Here is a 17,079-nt window from a genome sequence, read left to right as displayed (position 1 = left end):
GGACCCTTGGGATCGCGCCTGTCAGACCCAGTCCTGGGCCTTCATCTCGCTCTTCAGGTAGGCGTAATAGACCGGTGCGGCGACCAGACCGGCGATGCCGAAGGCGGCTTCGAACACCAGCATCGCCAGGAGCAACTCCCAGGCCTTGGCGTTGATCTGCCCGCCGACGATCCGCGCATTGAGGAAGTATTCGACCTTGTGGATCAGGATCAGGTACGCCAGCGCGCCCAGGGCGACCCACAGCGACAGCGAGAAGCCGACGATGAAGATCGCGGTGTTGGAGATCAGGTTGCCGATCACCGGCAGCAGCCCGACGACGAAGGTCAGCAGGATCAGCGTCTTGGTCAGCGGCAGGTGGATGCCGAACAGCGGCAGCACACCCATCAGGAAGACCCCGGTGAACGCCGTGTTGAGCAGGGAAATCTTGAACTGGGCGAAGACGATGTTGCGGAACGCCGCGGTGAACCGCGTCACCCTCACCAGCAGCTCGCCCGCCAGCGGCTTGAGCGTCTGCGGATCGGGCAGACGCTGCAGCGCGACCACTGCGCCGAGGATCATGCCGATCAGCACGGTGACGAACAGATGCGCGGCGCCCTTGCCGAGCAGTTGCAGCTCGCCGACGTGACGGCGCAGCCAGTCGTGCAGGGTCAGGCGGACGTCGTCGACGTTGGCCGGCAGGTAGGCCACCAGTCCCTCCGGCACCTGCTCGCGCACGCGGTCGACCACGCCCATCAGCTTGCCGAGCATCTGCCCGGGATTGTTCAGCTCCAGCAGGGCGAAGGAGAACGCACTGGCGAACGCCAGCGTCAGCACCCCGACGACCATGACGCCGAGCAGCCCGACCGTCAGCAGACGCCCGAGATGACCGGCGAACAGGCGCTGCAGCAGCGGTGCCAGGCTGTTCACCAGTTCGAATACCAGCAGCCCGGCGAGCAGGCTCGGCAGCAGTTTGAGCGGCAGGACGAGAATCAGGGCGATGCCCAGAATCAGCAGACTGGCGTAGCAGAAGGTACGGCGGGAGGAATTGCTCATGAAGTCCTGATCGGATGACGGCCTGACAGCGACCGACAATCTGCCAGCAGTCCCCGCACATTGCCAGCCGCATGAAATGACAAAATTTGACCTGGGCCGGCAGCGGCAGGAAAAGACGCCGGGGAAACTCCCGCGACGCTGGCCCCGTGCCTTCATGCTAGACGCCATACTGCCGAAAAAGCCCGCTTCAGGGCCGTTCCTGCCGCTTCGCTGAAGCCGCCGTCCGCCGTTGAAAAAAATCTAATTCAGCAAAAATAACGGCTTACTTCTCAAAGACGAATTCCCAGGCAACCTTTTGCCAGGAAGGGGGGTCGATTGGCTTATGAATAACCACCCGCTAACCAGCCCCGCACGGATTGTCGGTGCCGCTCGCTGCCCCCGCGCAATCCCCTCCTTCGCGAAAACCGGTGCGCGGCACGCGGCTGTCCGCCGTGGCGCGCACTCGGGCTTCACCCTGATCGAGGTGATGATCACCCTGGTCATCGTGGCGATCCTCGCCGGCATCGCCCTGCCCAGCTACACCAGCTACATCACCAAGAGCAAGATCAGGACCGCCCAGGCCGACCTGGTGGCGCTGAGCCTGAACCTGGAAAACCACTTCCAGCGCCAGCTGACCTACCCCACCAGCACGACCTCGAACACCGCCGAGACCAAGGCGCTGTTCACCGGCTGGACCCCGGCGCAGGCCAGCGACTTCAGCTATACCCTGAGTACCGCCACGTCCACCACCTATACCGTGACGGCCACCGGCACCAGCAGCAACCTGAGCGGCTGCACCATCAGCCTGACCAATCTCAACGAGCGCAGCGTATCCAACTGCGGGAGCTTCACAGGATGGCAATGAGGCAGGACGCCGGGGGTTTCACGCTAGTGGAAGTGATGATCAGCCTCGCCGTCATGCTGATCCTGCTGATGGCGGCGATCCCGATGACGATTTCCTGGAGCAACAGCGCCAAGCAGCGCGACGCCGCCGGCTTGCTGCAGCAGGGCCTGTCGCGGGCCAAGGCGCTGGCGTTGCGCAATCCCGGTGCGGTGGGCGCCGGCATGCCGAGCGCGGCGCTGTGCCTGAGCGGCGGCACGCTCAGCGTGCTGCGGCTGGCGCGCGACGTGACCTTCAGCTGCACGCCCGAGGCGGACGAGGATGTGCAATGGTCCGCGGTGATACCGAGCGCCGCCAGCATCACGATCGGGGGAGAGGATTTCCAGTGCCTGGCACTGGACAACCGCGGGCTGCCGGTGACGGTCAGCGGTTGCGTCGAGACCAGCACCGGCACCTTCAACGTGATTGTCGGCAGCGAGGATTCGCTGGATGTCACGCTCATCTGATGGCGGTCTCCGCCCAGCCAGACAGCGCGGCGACATCCTGGTCGAATCGCTGATCGGCGTGGTGCTGATGAGCATCATCGGCCTGGGCATGGTGGCGGTGACCTCGCGGGTCGAGGTCAGCCATCGTTACAGCAACGCACAAGGACTCGCGGTGGGACAGATGCGCAATCTGCTGCAGCAATACGGAAACGAACTGTGCAGTGACTCGAGCCTGGCGGTGATCACCCTGCCGCCCAACGATCAGGTCTTCAACCTCCAGGTGACCTGCGCGACGCCGACCATCAGCGTGAAGGGCGTGGCGCTGGAGAGCCCGCCGGACACGGTCACGCTAAGCACGCCGGACGAGGCGTCGGACTATTTCGGCGGTGTGGTGAAGGTGGGTGAGAACTAGGGCGCGCCCGCAGGCCGGGATCACGCTGATAAGCATGATGATCGGCCTGGTGATCTCCTCGCTGAGCATCCTCGCGATGCTCTCGCTGTATCGCAACCTCGTGCATCAGGCGGCGGACTCGATCGTCCACTCCAACCTCGACGGCCAGGTGGCGGCGGGGCTGCTGACGGCGCAGATCGAACTGCAAAGCGCGGGGTTCGGCATCCCCTCGGCAGCGGTCAACCAGGACCTGATGCTGCTCGCCGGGGCGAGCCTGACGCCTGGCGGCATGCTCAGCGGGACGATCCAGAACATCCTCGGCAGCGAGCAGGAGGGCGAGGCCATCGTCTGGGGCAGCAATCCGACCCGCAGCACCTACCTGTGCAGCGCGCTGCTCGCCGAAGACGGCGGCCTGATTCTGTTGCGGGCCGTGCCCTGCAACCGCGCCATCCAGTTCTCCAGCGTCGACTGGCTGGGCGAAAGCGTCGCGCTGATCGCGCCAGGCACGCTCAATGCAAGCCAGGCGGTGAGCATCAAGACCCAGGTCAACGCCTGTTGGCCGTACGGAAAGAGTTTCGCCAACCCGGCGGTGCAGGTGGTCATCAGCGCCGGCGGAAGTACCCTGAACACCGATACCGCCTACGCGGCGTCGAGCTACACCGTGTGCCTACCCAATCTCGCGCCACCTTGATGGACCTGTTTCGATGAGCGCCAAACGGCCCTTCCGGCTATCCCGCCAACGCGGCATGGCGACATTGCTGATCATCCTGATGACCGGGCTGGCGCTGACCGCCACCGCGGTCGGGGTGATGTATGCCGTGCGCGGGACCCAGGAGAAGGCCCTTTCGGTGCACAGCGCGACCCAGGCCCAGCAGATCGCCTGGGGCGGCGTCGAGATGGTGCGCAGCTACTTGCTGACCCTCGATGACGCCACCCTGATGTCGCTGCGCGGCGACCTGCCGATCAGCGGGGCCGAGGGGCTCAGCGCACGCATCGAGGGCGCGCCGGTGAAGAACGCCAGCGATTTCAGCCTGGTGGTCGACATCACCGGCACCTCCGCCGGTGGCAGCCATGCGGAAGCCCGGTCCACCGTGCAGGCGGTGTTCATCGTCACCACCGCGCAGGACGACGGCGAAAGCGCGCCCATCGGCGTGCAGGGCGCGGTGAACATCAACGGCGACCTGAACATGAGCGGCAACGTCGCCGCGGTGGGCTTCAACAACACCAGCTTCAACGTCAACGGCAACGTCAACCTGTCCGGCAGCGTGACCGGGATCGACTGCATCCGCGCCACGGGCAACGTCAGCATCAGTTCCGGGATCGTGGTGAACTGCGTGCAGGCCAACGGCAACATCGCCCTCAGCGGCTCGGCGGCGATCGGCACGGTGGAGGCCCTGGGCAGCGTCAGCCTCAGCGGTGGCGCCACCCGTGCCAACTCGATCCAGGCCAACGGCAACGTGACGCTGTCCGGAGGCGCCGCGAACGCGGGGACGATCAACAGCCAGGGCAACGTGGTGGTCTCCGGTGGCGCCGCCTACGCCAACACCATCAACGCGCTCGGTTTCATCAACTGGACCAGCTCGGCCAGCGCCACCGCGTTGAATTCCAACAGCTACGTGACCTACGCCGGCGCCCTGGCGACACCGACCATCAGCGCCAAGGGCACCGTGACCCTCAGTGGCGGCGGCGCCAGCCAGGTGACCACCAGCGGCAACGTGGTGTCGACCTACGGCACCCTCAACAGGATCGACGCCAGCGGCAACCTGAGCAGCAGCAGCGGCCTGGTGCTGGCCGGCACCATCGGCGGGACGAAATCCTGCCCGGTGTACCTCAACTGCCCCGGCGTGCTGGTGCAGAGCGGCTACGTGGCGTCGCCCAGCACGGTCTCGGTGGTCGCGGCGAACACGGTTTCGATCCAGCCGCCGCAGGTCGACGCCTACGCGCTGCGCAACTCGGCCAACTACATCTTCGAGATCGATCAGGCGGGCTTTCGCAAGGTCACCGTGCAGAACATCGCCGGCATCGCGCCGGGCAGTTACTACCTGGGCAACTACCAGGGGCCCTACCGGGACTATCTGTGCACGGAGGTGAGCGGTTCGGCCGGCGAGCCGACCTGCACCCAGCCCGTGACGCCCTACGCCACGATCTGCCAGGGCTATTCGGCCTACAACGGCTGCATCACCTACGCCGCCGACACCACCACCTGGTCGATAAACGGCATCAGCCTCGCCCCCGGCGTGCTTTGGTTCGCCGGCAACGTCAACGTCGGCAACGGCAGCTACAACAACAGCATCATCGCCACCGGCAACCTGGCCACCTCCGGCTCGGCCCTGGTGGTAGCGGTGAATTACGCCGGCTACGCCGCGGTGTGTGCCAACGCGCCGGTGGCGATCACCCGCAACCCGGCGTTCACCGGGCTGTATCCGAGCAACTTCTGCAACGTCAGCGCCGGAACCTTCATCAGCAACGCCGCGGGCAACACCGCCCTGATCTCCGGCGGCTACCTCAACGGCAGCTTCGTCGGCGGCAACATCACCCTCGGCTCGGCGAATAACGTCTACGGCAACGTGCTGGCCGGCAATACCCTGAGCACCACCGGCAGCACCGTGATCCACGGCAGCCTGACCACCGCCGGCCAGGGCACCACCACGTCCACCAGCCTGGGCGGCAGCACCGTCGTCGACGTCAGCGGCGCGCCGTCGAGCTTCGACCCGAGCGAAAACCCCTGCTCGCGCGACTGCGCCACCCAGCCCGGAACCGCCGAAACCCTCTGGACCCGCTACTACTGAGCCTCGGCCATCTGCCTGCAGAGCTTCGCGGTGGCCTGCAGCATCTGCAGGCTGGGCCGTTCGAGGCCGTTGTCCGGCACGCTCCACAGCTGCCCGGCGCGCACCGCGGCGAGCTGCGCCCACACCTGCCAACCCTCCAGTTGCGCCGCATTGGCGCCGAAAATCACCTGCGGGTCGCGCGCCAGCACGCTTTCCACGCTCACCTGGGGCGCCGGCAGGGCGAGGTCGGCGAAGACGTTGCGCCCCCCGCAGACGGCGATCGCGTCGCTGATGATCTGCCCTCCGCCGATGGTGTACAGCGGCGGGTTCCATACCTGGTAGAACACCCGCAGCGGCTCGGCGCGCGCATAGCGCCGGCGCAGTTCGGCGATGCCGTCGACGAAGCGCGCCTGCACGCGTCGCCCCTGTTCGGCACGGCCGATACGTTCGCCGAGACGGGCGAACGTATCGGCGAGCTGGTCGAAACTGTGCGGCTCGGCAACGAACATCGCGATGCCCAGGCCTTCGAGCTGGGCGCGCTGCGCGGCATTCACGCTGCCCGGCCAGAGCAGCAACAGATCGGGCTTGAGGCCGATCAGGGTTTCCATCTCGACCTGCCCGTAGCGCCCCACCGATGGCACGCCGGTCAGCGCCGCCGGCCGCTCGCCGCCATCGAGCACGCCAACCAGCAGCTCGCCGGCGTCCAGGTCGAGCATGATTTCCGAGAGGGAAGGCGCCAGGCTGACCACCCGTTCCACCGCGCCCGCCGCGGTACAGGCGAGAAGCAGCAGCGCGACGAGCAGAGGCCGCATCAGAGCTGGCGAGGTAGGCGGTAGAGGTAGAACAGCACCAGGCTGGAGAGCGTCAGCAACAGCAGCGGAATCGCCTCCTGCCCGGCGAGCAGCCCGGCGGCGGCGCACCAGGCCGGCAGGCTGGCGCCAAGCAGTGCGTTGCGCCGGCGCAGTCCCAGAGCACGCCAGGCGAGCGGCTCGTCGTCGCTGTCACGGGCTTTCTCGGTGGCGATCAGGGCGCGCTTGTAGGCGTGGAACAGCGGCAGGCTGACGAACATCGAGAGCAGCCCGGCGATGAACAGCGGCATCAGCAGCGGCTCGCGCGGCGGGTTGTCGCCGGCCAGCACCTCCACCAGCACCAACGGCGCCAGCATCAGCGCCAGTTGCAGCCACCAGGCCAGCGCCAGCCTGCGGCGTGCGTTGGCCCGATTCACGGCTTCTCCACTTCACCCTGGTGCAGGCTGCCCAGCAGGTGGCCGAGCTTGCCGGCCTTGGTCGCCAGGTAGCGCTCGTTGTGCGGGTTGAGCCCGGTCTGCAACGGCCTGCGTTCGGCGATGCGGATGCCGAAGCCTTCCAGCGCCTTCACCTTGCGCGGGTTGTTGGTCATCAGCCTGATCGCGCTGACGCCCAGGTGTTCGAGCATCGGCAGGCAGATCGCGTAGTCGCGCTGGTCGGCGCCGAAGCCCAGGCGCACGTTGGCTTCCACGGTGTCGGCGCCACCGTCCTGCAGTTCATAGGCGCGGATCTTGTTCAGCAGGCCGATGCCACGGCCCTCCTGACGCAGATAAAGCAGCACGCCGCGGCCCTCGTCGGCAATCGCCCGCAGCGCGGCTTCGAGCTGCGAACCGCAATCGCAACGCAGGCTGAACAGCGCATCGCCCGTGAGGCATTCCGAATGCAGGCGACCGAGTACCGGAGCGCCGTCCGAGATATCGCCCATGGTCAGGGCGACATGCTCCTTGCCGGTTTCCTCATCGAGGAAACCGTGCATGACGAACTCGCCGAACGGCGTGGGCAATTTCGAAGCGGCGACGAAAACGACGGACACCGAGAGGCTCCATGGGGGTAAGCGGGGCGGGCATTGTACCAGCGCCGACCGACGTCGAGTCAGCGTGAATTTCCGTCTATCACTATCAGCTTTTTAGATAAGGCTCTACCGAATCGCCCAAGACCTCGTAAGCCATTGCTTACATCTTGTTACCGCCACTGCATCGTCGAGACCAACGCGGGCGTTACAATTTTTGCGGCTCATCGTCCACCGGCCCCGCCCTCGGATGGTTCATAATGCAGGCGTTTCGCCATCAAAGCAGGCAGTGAATGCGCCAAAGGCCCGATTTAGAGGCCCCGCTGTTGGCACAGGTCATGCTTTCCACGCACATCCCTCCCTCACTATCGGATGCGCGAGATTCCCTGGTGCAGTGGGTCATCGGACCCGGTCATCGCGACTTCCAAGGACGCCTTAGATGGTCATGTTTGTTCCCCGCCGAACCGCGGGTTTTACCCTGATCGAGCTGATGATCACCCTCGCGATCATCGGCATACTCGCGGCCATCGCCCTGCCCGCGTACGACAGCTACATCACCAAGAGCCGGATCAAGACCGCCCAGGCCGATCTCGCCGCGCTCGCCCTGAACCTCGAGAACGCCTACCAGCGCAAGCTCGCCTACCCGACCCTGACACTCGACGACAGCGCCGCGGTGACCGCGCAGTTCACCGGCTGGCACCCCGCGGAATCGAACTTCGAGTACAGCCTGTCCTCCTCCGCCAGCGGCTACACGCTGACCGCCACCGGCAGCACCGGCAAGGTGAACGGCTGCGAGATCACCCTGGACAACGAAAACACCCGCACCATCGCCCAATGCGGCGCCTACAACGGTAGCTGGCTGTGAGGCGCCAGGCGCGGGGCTTCTCGTTGATCGAACTGATGATCAGCGTGGCCCTGCTCGCGTTCCTGGTATTGATCGCCGGGCCGTTCACCAGCGCCTGGAGCAACGGCGCCAAGGTGCGCGATGCCGAGGGCGTGCTCAACCAAGGCATCGGCCGGGCCAAGGCGGCCGCGCTGCGAAACCGCTACGGCATCGTCGACGGCAAGCCGGCGGCCACGCTGTGCCTGTCCGACAGCAACCTGCTCAGCCTGCACGAAGCCAACGACAAGGACACGCCCGCCACCTGCCTCACCCATTCGCCGTGGCAGGCACAACTGCCTGCGAGCGTCAGCGTCACCCTGACCGCCGACGCCAGCACCCTGAGCTGCCTGAGTTTCGACAACCACGCCGCGCCCGCCAGCGCCTCGGTGCCCAGCGGCTGCTCGTCCAGCACCGCGCTGACGCTCGCCGCGGGAGGTGAGAATGTCGCTCTGGTCTTCAACTGATCGCCGCCGGCAGCGCGGCGACATCCTCCTCGAGGCGCTGATCGGCATCCTGCTGATGGCGATCATCGGCCTCGGGCTGGTCTACGTGACCTCGCGCGTCGCAGTCAGCCAGAAGGACATGAACCTGCAGAGCCTGGCGATCGCCCAACTGCGCGACCTGCTGCAACGCAACGGCGCCGGCACCGACCTGTGCGGCGGCAGCCACCAGATCAGCCTGCCGTCGATCGGCACCCTCAACGTCACCGTCACCGGTTGCGGCACCACCGCCAATGCCACGGTGGGTGGCCAGGCGCTGAGCGGCATCGCCAGCCCGCTGACCCTGAGCGTGAGCAACAGCGCGCTGGGCGGCGAAGTCAGCGTGGGGGCGACGCTATGAAACGCCAGCGCGGGATGACGCTGATCAGCATGATGGTCGGCCTGGTGATCTCGATGTTCAGCATCGTCGCCATGCTTTCGCTGTACCGCAGCCTGGTGCAAAGCGCAGTGGTGGCGACCCGCGATGCCAACCTCGACGGGCAGATCGCCGCCGGCCTGCTCAGTGCGCAACTGGAGATCCAGAGCGCCGGCTTCGGCATCGAAGCGGCCGGCAATGCCGATCTCACACTGGCCACCACCAACCTCGACAGCACCAACCGCGCGCTGCTCTGGCGCCTGGTAGACACCGGCACCTACCGCTGCCGCGGATTGCTCGAACGCAGCGTGAACGACAGCGCCAGCGGCCAGAGCATGCGCGTGCTGTCGCTGTTGCAGGCGAACAGTTGCGACGCGAGCGGCGCACTGTCGGGCAAGACCTGGGCGGTGGTCGGCGACCTCGCCGAGTTCCGCGGGCAGAACCTCGCGCAAGTCGTCTTCCAGATCAGCACCAGCAACTGCTGGCCGTTCGGTGTGGGCGACAACAGCACTCCCAGCGCCCATGCGCTGGTGACGCTCAGTGCCCCCAGCAGCTCGCAGCTCGCGGGCGCGGTAGCCGATCCGATCAGCTACAGCGTCTGCCTGCCCAACATCAAACCCGTCTAGGACAACCGCCATGGGCCTTCATCCGCAGCGCACGCCCCGCCTGCCCGCCCGACAACGCGGCATGGCGACTCTGATGATCATCCTGCTCGCCGGGCTGGCGCTGACGGTGACCGCGCTGGGCGTCACCCATGCCGTGCGAAGCGCCCAGGACAAGCAGGTCACGGTGCATGCCGCGACGCACGCCCAGGCGGGCGCCTGGACCGGCGTCGAGGTGTTTCGTCAGTACCTAAAGTCGATCAACCAGGCCAGCCTCGAAGCGCTGGCGGCCGGCCAGGCGGTCAGCATCAGCCTCGGCGACATGGCGCTGGGGGCGGTGATCGTGCAGAACACCGTCACCAGCGGCAGCACCCGGCGGATCACCGCCAACATCCGTAACCAGGACGCCGCCGCGCGCTCCACCTCGGTGATCCAGGCGGTCTACCAGGTGACGCCGGGGGGCGCGACCAACACCGAATCCGGTCTGCCCTGGAGCGACGTGCTGAACATCTACAACGACCTGAACATGAGCGGCGGCATCGGCATCCGCGGCTATGACAACGCCAACTTCAACGTCAGCGGCAACGTCAGCCTGAACAACGCCTCGATCACCGGGATCAAGACGATCAAGGCGACCGGCGACATTTCCATCGGCAGCGCCATCGCCGTGACCACGCTCTACTCCAACGGCAACATCACGCTGACCGGCTCCGCCAGCGCCACCACCGCCTCGGCGCTCGGCAACATCACCGTCGCCAGCGGCGGTACCCAGGGCACGCTGAACGCCAACGGCAACATCACCCTGAGCAACGGCAGCACCAGCACCGCCAATGCGCTGGGCTGGATCAAGGTGAGCAGCGGCAGCAACCAGGGCGCGCTGAACGCGGCGCAGACCATCGCCATCAGCAACGGCGGCACCACGAACGTCGCGGCCGCGGTCGGCAACGTCTCCGTGACCGGGGGCTCGGTCAACGTCATCAACAGCGAAGGGGACGTGACCTCCACCCGCAACGTCGCGCAGATCAATGCCAATGGCAGCGTGGTCGCCGGTGGCAGTGCCGCCACGGTGATCAAGGCAATCGGTAACGTCACGCTCAACGACTCCGGCAGCAAGAGCGTCACCACCAAAGGCTCGGTGCTGGTCAACGCCGGCAGCCTGAGCAGCGTCACCGCGCAGCAGAACCTGACGTTCAACGGCTGGGGAAGCGCGAGCGGCAGTGTAGGCGGCACGGTCACCAAGGCCGAGCAGTACAACAACAACGTGAACGTCTCCAGGCAGCCGGGCCTGGTAGTCGACGTGCCGTTGGTGGACGTCGTGCCGATGACCCGGCTGACCGAGTTCAGCCTGACCCAGCCACAGGTGGATGCGTACCCGCTGAAGAGTTCGGCCAACTACGCCTTCACCTACGACAGCGGGCATATTGTGGTGACCGTCGCCAACATCAGCGGCATCCCCGCCGGTAGCTACCGGATCGGCAAGATCAAGACCAACTACAACGACAAGTGGGGTTACCTGTGCAGCGACATCGACGGCTCGGGCTATTGCAGGACCGAATGCGCGACGGTCACCAACGGCAGTTGTAGCGGCGTCGGCGTCGCCAGCGCACGCAAGATTTGCCAGGGCACCTGGGACGGCGCGGAGTGCATCGCTTACTCGAACGGAACCTGGACGCTCAACGGCCAAAGCGACAATACGGTCGTCGCCCCGGGCGTACTCTGGCTCAAAGGTAACCTGGCCCTGCAGAGCGGCTTCTTCCGCAACAGCATCATCGCGACCGGCAACATCACCACCTCCGGCAGCGACAAGGTCTCCGCGATCAACTACAGCGGTTACGCCCTCACCTGCCAGAACAGCACTTTTTCAGGACTTTACCCGGTCAACTACTGCAGTACCGATGGCGCCCTGATCGGCAACCCTGTCGGCAACATCGGCCTGCTGGCGGGCGGTTACGTCGACGGCGCCTACAGCGGCGGCATCATCAACCTCGGCGCCTCCACCGAGGTCTTCGGCAGCGTGATCGCCGGCGACACCCTGCTCACCAGCGGCAACAGCACCGTGCATGGCTACGTCACCGCGGCCGGCCTGGGCAGCAGCACCAGCAACGACTGGGGCGGCAGCCTGACCATCGACCTGACCAACCTCCCGGCCGGCTACAACCCGGGCGGGATTCCCGACATGGGCAACTGCACCAGCAATTGCGACGGCGGCCACGGCTCGGCCGCCGCCAGCGCCGAGCTGCTCTGGAGCCGCTACCTGTAGGAAAGGGATGCGCGTGACCTGCGGGAGCTACTTGGCCTCGAGCACCAGCAGTCCCTGCTCTTCGCCCCAGCGCACGCGGCTGAGGAAGCTCATGCCGAGCAGGACCTCGCCCGGCGCCGGGCCTTCTAGGATCGAGGCCTGGACGCCGCGCAGCTCGATCTCGCCGACCTTGACGCTGCTGAGCGTCACGCCCCAGGCCTTCACCGTGCCGTTGGCGGTGCTGACGATCAAAGGCCGGCCGAGCACCCGGAAGTCGATGCCCAGGCGACTCGCCTGCGCCTCGTTCATCGCCACCGAGGTGGCGCCGGTATCCACCAGGAACTGCACCGGGAAACCCTGAACCGAGCCTGGCACCCAGTAGTGCCCCGAGTTGCTCCGCGCAATGGACACCTGCGGACGCTTCGGCGTCGCGCTGCCCTGGCCGTACTCGCGGCTCAGCTCGATGCGCCGCTCGACGCCATCGATGCGCAGCAGCGCGCCGTTCTTGTCCGCCGCCACCACCTCCACGCCCTGCGGCCCGCTCTGGCCGACACGCACCAGCTTGCGCGTGCCGTCGACGTTGAGCACCACGGCGTTGGGAAACAGCCCGACCACCTGCACCTGCGGCGCGGCGTGGAGCATGCAGGCCCACAATAGGCCGCAGACAAGCAGCTCACTGTGGCGCATCGCCCTTCTCCGGATAGCGGTCGAACAGATAGAGCTGGTTCCAGCGCCCATACAGGGCGCGAAGGCTGCCATCGTCCTTCAGCGCCTGCAGGCGCCGGTCGTACAGCGCCGCGAGGGTGCGCCCGCGCGGGGTCGCGGCGAAACCGGGGTACATCGGCAGGCCGGTCAGTTCGGTGATCCGATAACGATCCGGCTGCGGGCTGGCCTGGAGCAGCAGTTGCACGTCCGGCAGCGCATCGATGTAGAAGTCGGCGCGACCGCGTTCGAGCATTTCCAGCACACCGTCGCGGCGGCGGATCTCTTCGTATCCCACCACGCCGGGCAAATGGCGCTGGTAGCCGTAGCCACGGATCCAGGTCAGCCGGTACTGGGCGAGATCGTCCAGGGCGGGGGCCGGCTTGCTGCTCAAGCCGAGGGCGACCACCGGGTCGAGGCCGTAGGAACTGCGCGGGTAGATGACGCCGTCGAGGTCCTCGTCGCGGTAGGAGCCCAGCCAGGCATCCGCCTCGCCGCGCTGAACCAGGCCGATACCACGGGTGGTGATGTCGCTGCGGATTTTCACCTTCACCCCCGCCGGCTCGAAGATCAGCTGCATGATCTCCCAGGCCAGGCCGCTGCCGTCGGCATTGGTGTAGCCCGGCCAAATGTCGCTGACCAGGCGGATATCCATCGCCTCGGCGTCCTCGGCGTACGCCTCGCCCAACACGGCGGCGCAAAGCAGCAGCGCACCGATCATCCATGACTTCATCGCTGTGTTTCCTAGATCAGGAGCCAGGCCGCGCCCTGGACGACTGCCCAGGCGAAGACGCCCGCCAGCACGTCGTCGAGCATGATACCCAGCCCACCTTGCAGGTGCCTGTCCAACCAGCCGATCGGTCCCGGCTTGAAGATATCGAACAGACGAAAGGCCACGAAGCCGAGCAGCAGCCACGCCCAGCCGTCCGGCGCCAGCCAGAAGGTGATCCAGATGCCGACCAGTTCATCCCAGACGATGCCTTCGTGGTCGTGCACCCGCAGGTCGTCGGCAACCTTGCCGCACAGCCAGATGCCGAACAGCGTGGTGGCCACCAGCAGCGCCGCGTAGCCCCACACCGGGAGCAGGTGCCACAGCGGGACGAACACCAGGGCGATCAGCGAACCCCAGGTACCGGGTGCCTTGGGCAAGGTGCCGGAGCCGAAACCGAAGGCGAGGAAATGCCAGGGATCGGACCACACCGAATGCGGAACCGGCTGCGTCGGCGCCTGGTGGGAATCAGTCATGGGTCGCTCCGAAATGTTGGTAACCGCCCGCGGGCAGGTCGAGGGACAGTCCCTGGGCGTCGAGCAGTTGCACGCCGGCGCCGGCCTCGACGCGGCCGATCACCGCCAGCTCCGGCCAGTCGCGCTGGAACGCGGGCAGCAGGGACGGCGGCAGCGTGAACGCCAGGCGGTAGTCGTCGCCGCCACCCAGCGCGCAGGCCTGCGCCGCCTCGCGTCCGAGCAGCGCCAGCAAGGGCGCCGACAACGGCAGCCGCTCGCGCTCGACGAGCAGGGCGACGCCGGAGGCGCGGGCGATGTGGCCGCAATCGGCGAGCAGGCCATCGGAGACGTCCAGCGCCGCCGTCGCGCTGCCGCGCAACGCCTGCCCTAGCGCCAGTTGCGGCTGCGGCGCCCAGTATCGTTCCAGCAGCGGCCTGGCGATCCGCGCCGCCGCGCGACGCTCGCGAAGCACCAGCGGCAGCGCGCCGGCGGCGTCGCCGAGGCTTCCGCCGACGCAGAGCAGGTCGCCGGGACGTGCGCCGCTGCGGGTCAGCGCCTGGCCACGCGGCACGCGGCCGAACACGCTCAGGGTCAGGCTCAGCGGACCACGCGTGGTGTCGCCGCCGACCAGCGCCAGCCCGCAGGCCGCTGCCATCAGCGCGAGGCCGTCGGCGAAGCCGCGCAACCAGTCTTCGTCGGCACAAGGCAGGGTCAGCGCGAGGGTGAAGGCGAGCGGCGTCGCGCCCATCGCCGCCAGGTCGCTGGCGGATACCGCCAGCGCGCGCTGGCCGAGCAGAAAGGCCTCGCAGGCATCGGGGAAATGCACGCCGGCGACCAGCGTGTCGGTGGACACCGCCAGCTGCTCGCCGGGCGGCAGGTCGAGCAGCGCGCAATCGTCGCCGATGCCCAGCGCCACGCCTTCGGCCGCCTGCGCACAGGGCGCGGCGGCGAAGTAACGGCGGATCAGCTCGAATTCCCCCATCGGGACGCCTCAGGCAGCGTCCGGGGACGAGGGAAGGGACGACATCAGCGCCTGTCGCCGCGCACTTCGGCCGCGCGCAGGGTCGGCGCCAGCTTGTCCAGTACACCGTTGACGAACTTGTGCCCGTCGGTGGCGCCGAACACCTTGGCCAGCTCGATGCCCTCGTTGATCACCACACGGTACGGCACGTCGACGCGATGGGTCATTTCCCAGGTGGACAGGCGAAGGATGGCCAGTTCGACCGGATCCAGCTCCTCCAGCGGGATATCGAGGAACGCGGCGAAGGCGCCATCGATTTCCGGCTTGTTGTGCGCAACGCCGGTGAGGATTTCGTGGAAGTAGGCACCATCGACACCAGCGAAGTCGTTGTCGACGCGGAACTGCGCTTCGATCTCGTTGAGCGACTGGCCGGCGATGTGCCACTGATACAGCGCCTGCATCGCCAGGCTGCGGGCCACGCGACGTTGCGCGATCCGGCCCTTCGCCGGCTTGGCCGGCTGCTGGTCGTCCTGGTCGTCCCGGTTAAGACTCACTTGGCCTCCAAGGCCGCCAACAGGCTGACCATTTCCAGAGCGGACAGCGCGGCTTCGGCGCCCTTGTTGCCGGCCTTGGTGCCGGAGCGCTCGATGGCCTGCTCGATGGAGTCCACGGTCAGCACGCCGAACGCGACCGGCACGCCGAACTCCATGGAAACCTGGGCCAGGCCCTTGGTGCATTCGCCGGCAACGTATTCGAAGTGCGGAGTGCCGCCGCGGATGACCGCGCCGAGGGCGATGATCGCCGCGTACTCGCCCTGCTGGGCGACTTTCTGCGTGACCAGCGGAATCTCGAAGGCGCCTGGCGCGCGGATCAGGGTGATGTCGGCTTCCTTGACGCCGTGGCGGACCAGGGCGTCGACCGCCCCGCTGACCAGGCTTTCGACGACGAAGCTGTTGAAGCGGCCAACCACCAGGGCGAATTTGCCTTGGGGGGCGATGAAGGTACCTTCGATGGTCTTCAGAGGCATGGATGGGTCTCGATCTGTATAAAGAGCCGGGCGTCACTCGCCCCGAAAATAAGCTTTTTGCTCCCCCTGCCCAGGTGCGGGAGAAGGCTGGGCATGGGAGCCACAACACCCTCTCCTGCCCTTCGGGCACCCTCTCCCATGAACGGAAGAGGGTCATCGGAAGCGGCCCTGCGGGCCGCCTGTCAATCGGCGGGCAGGTATTCTACAACCTCCAGGTCGAACCCGGATATCGCATTGAACTTCATCGGCGAACTCATCAGGCGCATCTTGCGCACGCCGAGGTCGCGCAGGATCTGCGAGCCGGCGCCGACCGTGCTGTAGGTGCTCGGCGTCTTGGCGGTGCCGGCATCGGCCTCGCGGATGTGCGCGAGCACTTCGTCGCCGTCCAGCGAATGGCCGAGCAGCAGCACCACGCCGCTGCCCGCGCGGGCCACTTCGGTCATCGCCGCGCGCAGGCTCCAACGGCCCGGCTGGCGGACCATCAGCAGGTCGCGCATCGGGTCCATGTTGTGCACCCGCACCAGCGTCGGCTCTTCCGGGCAGATGCTGCCGAGGGTCAGCGCCATGTGCACGTCGCCCTCCACCGAGTCGCGGTAGGTGACCAGGTTGAACGGACCGACCTCGCTGTCCAGCGGCTGTTCGGCGATGCGCTGCACGGTGCGCTCGTGGATCAGCCGGTAGTGGATGAGGTCGGCGATGGTGCCGATCTTGATCCCGTGCAGCTCGGCGAAGGCCTCGAGTTCGGGCCGGCGCGCCATGCTGCCGTCGTCGTTCATCACCTCGCAGATCACCCCGCTCGGTTCGAAACCGCCCATCCGCGCCAGGTCGCAGGCCGCTTCGGTGTGGCCCGCACGAGCCAGTACGCCGCCGGATTGCGCCATCAACGGGAAGATGTGGCCGGGGCTGACGATGTCTTCGGCCCTGGCGTTCTTCGCCGCGGCGGCCTGCACGGTGCGCGCGCGGTCGGCGGCGGAGATGCCGGTGGTGACGCCTTCGGCGGCCTCGATCGAGACGGTGAACTTGGTGCCGAAGCCGGAGCCGTTGCGCGGAGCCATCAGCGGCAGCTTCAGCGTTTCGCAACGCTCGCGGGTCATCGGCATGCAGATCAGCCCGCGGGCGTAGCGCGCCATGAAGTTGATGTGCTCGGCCTGCACGCACTCGGAGGCCATGATCAGATCGCCTTCGTTTTCGCGGTCTTCGTCATCCATGAGGATGACCATCTTGCCCTGGCGGATGTCTTCGACGAGTTCTTCGATGCTGTTGAGTGCCATGGTT

General features: G+C 66.9%; 21 protein-coding genes. 10 read left to right on the top strand and 11 right to left on the bottom strand.

The features are described from left to right. Window positions 1-21 precede the first annotated feature (21 nt). A complete protein-coding gene (locus BLV15_RS05380) occupies window positions 22-1,032 on the bottom strand; it encodes an AI-2E family transporter (RefSeq protein WP_090225342.1) in 1,011 nt (336 codons plus the stop codon). 466 nt (window positions 1,033-1,498) lie between these two features. On the opposite strand from BLV15_RS05380, the gene BLV15_RS22375 reads away from it, so the two are divergent. The 5 genes from BLV15_RS22375 to BLV15_RS05355 are packed head-to-tail and all read left to right on the top strand — an operon-like array spanning window position 1,499 to window position 5,517. Continuing rightward, the gene (locus tag BLV15_RS22375; protein WP_376747818.1) at window positions 1,499-1,876 is read left to right on the top strand and encodes a type IV pilin protein; all 378 of its coding nucleotides are present in this window, start codon (window positions 1,499-1,501) and stop codon (window positions 1,874-1,876) included. Further along, window positions 1,873-2,358 carry a pilus assembly FimT family protein gene (locus BLV15_RS05370; RefSeq protein ID WP_090225339.1) on the top strand — a complete coding sequence of 162 codons (486 nt, stop codon included), beginning with the start codon at window positions 1,873-1,875 and terminating at the stop codon, window positions 2,356-2,358. The genes BLV15_RS22375 and BLV15_RS05370 overlap by 4 nt, the downstream gene beginning before the upstream one ends. Next, window positions 2,342-2,749, top strand: a complete 408-nt coding sequence (locus BLV15_RS05365) for a type IV pilus modification PilV family protein (RefSeq protein WP_090225337.1) — start codon at window positions 2,342-2,344, stop codon at window positions 2,747-2,749. The genes BLV15_RS05370 and BLV15_RS05365 overlap by 17 nt, the downstream gene beginning before the upstream one ends. Window positions 2,750-2,783: 34 nt before the next feature. After that, a complete protein-coding gene (locus BLV15_RS05360; RefSeq protein WP_139210689.1) occupies window positions 2,784-3,419 on the top strand; it encodes a hypothetical protein in 636 nt (211 codons plus the stop codon). A gap of 13 nt (window positions 3,420-3,432) precedes the next feature. Continuing rightward, window positions 3,433-5,517 (top strand): hypothetical protein, encoded by a 2,085-nt coding sequence (locus BLV15_RS05355; RefSeq protein WP_090225334.1) that lies wholly within the window; start codon window positions 3,433-3,435, stop codon window positions 5,515-5,517. Here the strand turns inward: BLV15_RS05355 and BLV15_RS05350 are convergent. Genes BLV15_RS05350 through ribA form a run of 3 tightly spaced genes read right to left on the bottom strand, consistent with a single transcriptional unit; the run spans window position 5,511 to window position 7,335 of the window. Next, entirely contained in the window at window positions 5,511-6,308 is a 798-nt protein-coding gene (locus BLV15_RS05350; protein ID WP_175534299.1) for a cobalamin-binding protein, read from the bottom strand. The two genes, BLV15_RS05355 and BLV15_RS05350, sit on opposite strands and share 7 nt — an antisense overlap. Next, window positions 6,308-6,721 carry an MFS transporter gene (locus BLV15_RS05345; RefSeq protein WP_090225333.1) on the bottom strand — a complete coding sequence of 138 codons (414 nt, stop codon included), beginning with the start codon at window positions 6,719-6,721 and terminating at the stop codon, window positions 6,308-6,310. Before BLV15_RS05345 ends, BLV15_RS05350 begins: the two co-directional genes overlap by 1 nt. Beyond that, window positions 6,718-7,335, bottom strand: coding sequence for a GTP cyclohydrolase II (ribA, locus tag BLV15_RS05340; protein ID WP_090225331.1), 618 nt, complete (start codon window positions 7,333-7,335; stop codon window positions 6,718-6,720). Before ribA ends, BLV15_RS05345 begins: the two co-directional genes overlap by 4 nt. Window positions 7,336-7,750: 415 nt before the next feature. On the opposite strand from ribA, the gene BLV15_RS05335 reads away from it, so the two are divergent. From BLV15_RS05335 to BLV15_RS05315, 5 genes are read left to right on the top strand one after another with little or no spacing between them, the layout of a single operon-like run. Beyond that, window positions 7,751-8,176, top strand: a complete 426-nt coding sequence (locus BLV15_RS05335; protein ID WP_281246094.1) for a type IV pilin protein — start codon at window positions 7,751-7,753, stop codon at window positions 8,174-8,176. Beyond that, window positions 8,173-8,658: a pilus assembly FimT family protein gene (locus tag BLV15_RS05330; RefSeq protein ID WP_090225330.1), complete on the top strand. Its 486-nt coding sequence runs from the start codon at window positions 8,173-8,175 to the stop codon at window positions 8,656-8,658. Before BLV15_RS05335 ends, BLV15_RS05330 begins: the two co-directional genes overlap by 4 nt. Then, window positions 8,636-9,034 carry a type IV pilus modification PilV family protein gene (locus BLV15_RS05325; RefSeq protein ID WP_090225328.1) on the top strand — a complete coding sequence of 133 codons (399 nt, stop codon included), beginning with the start codon at window positions 8,636-8,638 and terminating at the stop codon, window positions 9,032-9,034. The genes BLV15_RS05330 and BLV15_RS05325 overlap by 23 nt, the downstream gene beginning before the upstream one ends. Next, on the top strand, window positions 9,031-9,675 hold the full coding sequence (locus BLV15_RS05320; RefSeq protein ID WP_139210687.1) for a PilW family protein: 645 nt from the start codon (window positions 9,031-9,033) through the stop codon (window positions 9,673-9,675). The genes BLV15_RS05325 and BLV15_RS05320 overlap by 4 nt, the downstream gene beginning before the upstream one ends. A 10-nt stretch (window positions 9,676-9,685) precedes the next feature. After that, window positions 9,686-11,911, top strand: coding sequence for a hypothetical protein (locus BLV15_RS05315; RefSeq protein ID WP_090225324.1), 2,226 nt, complete (start codon window positions 9,686-9,688; stop codon window positions 11,909-11,911). Window positions 11,912-11,938: 27 nt separating this feature from the next. Here the strand turns inward: BLV15_RS05315 and BLV15_RS05310 are convergent, their stop codons facing one another. The 7 genes from BLV15_RS05310 to ribBA form a co-directional block, all read right to left on the bottom strand. Continuing rightward, a complete protein-coding gene (locus BLV15_RS05310) occupies window positions 11,939-12,577 on the bottom strand; it encodes a retropepsin-like aspartic protease family protein (RefSeq protein ID WP_090225323.1) in 639 nt (212 codons plus the stop codon). Then, window positions 12,564-13,325: a substrate-binding periplasmic protein gene (locus tag BLV15_RS05305; protein WP_090225321.1), complete on the bottom strand. Its 762-nt coding sequence runs from the start codon at window positions 13,323-13,325 to the stop codon at window positions 12,564-12,566. Before BLV15_RS05305 ends, BLV15_RS05310 begins: the two co-directional genes overlap by 14 nt. Window positions 13,326-13,336: 11 nt before the next feature. Next, entirely contained in the window at window positions 13,337-13,837 is a 501-nt protein-coding gene (locus BLV15_RS05300; RefSeq protein ID WP_090225319.1) for a phosphatidylglycerophosphatase A family protein, read from the bottom strand. Further along, a complete protein-coding gene (gene thiL, locus BLV15_RS05295; RefSeq protein ID WP_090225317.1) occupies window positions 13,830-14,798 on the bottom strand; it encodes a thiamine-phosphate kinase in 969 nt (322 codons plus the stop codon). Before thiL ends, BLV15_RS05300 begins: the two co-directional genes overlap by 8 nt. Before the next feature lie 44 nt (window positions 14,799-14,842). After that, window positions 14,843-15,331 (bottom strand): transcription antitermination factor NusB, encoded by a 489-nt coding sequence (gene nusB, locus BLV15_RS05290; RefSeq protein WP_090225316.1) that lies wholly within the window; start codon window positions 15,329-15,331, stop codon window positions 14,843-14,845. Continuing rightward, window positions 15,328-15,804, bottom strand: coding sequence for a 6,7-dimethyl-8-ribityllumazine synthase (ribH, locus tag BLV15_RS05285; protein WP_090225314.1), 477 nt, complete (start codon window positions 15,802-15,804; stop codon window positions 15,328-15,330). Before ribH ends, nusB begins: the two co-directional genes overlap by 4 nt. 182 nt (window positions 15,805-15,986) lie before the next feature. Further along, window positions 15,987-17,075 (bottom strand): bifunctional 3,4-dihydroxy-2-butanone-4-phosphate synthase/GTP cyclohydrolase II, encoded by a 1,089-nt coding sequence (gene ribBA, locus BLV15_RS05280; protein ID WP_090225313.1) that lies wholly within the window; start codon window positions 17,073-17,075, stop codon window positions 15,987-15,989. Between the last annotated feature and the right edge of the window lie 4 nt (window positions 17,076-17,079).

The sequence above is a fragment of the Pseudomonas kuykendallii genome (assembly GCF_900106975.1).
Taxonomy (GTDB): domain Bacteria; phylum Pseudomonadota; class Gammaproteobacteria; order Pseudomonadales; family Pseudomonadaceae; genus Pseudomonas_O; species Pseudomonas_O kuykendallii.
Note: the sequence above shows the minus strand (reverse complement) of the source record. Positions and strands in the feature narration are given on the sequence as shown.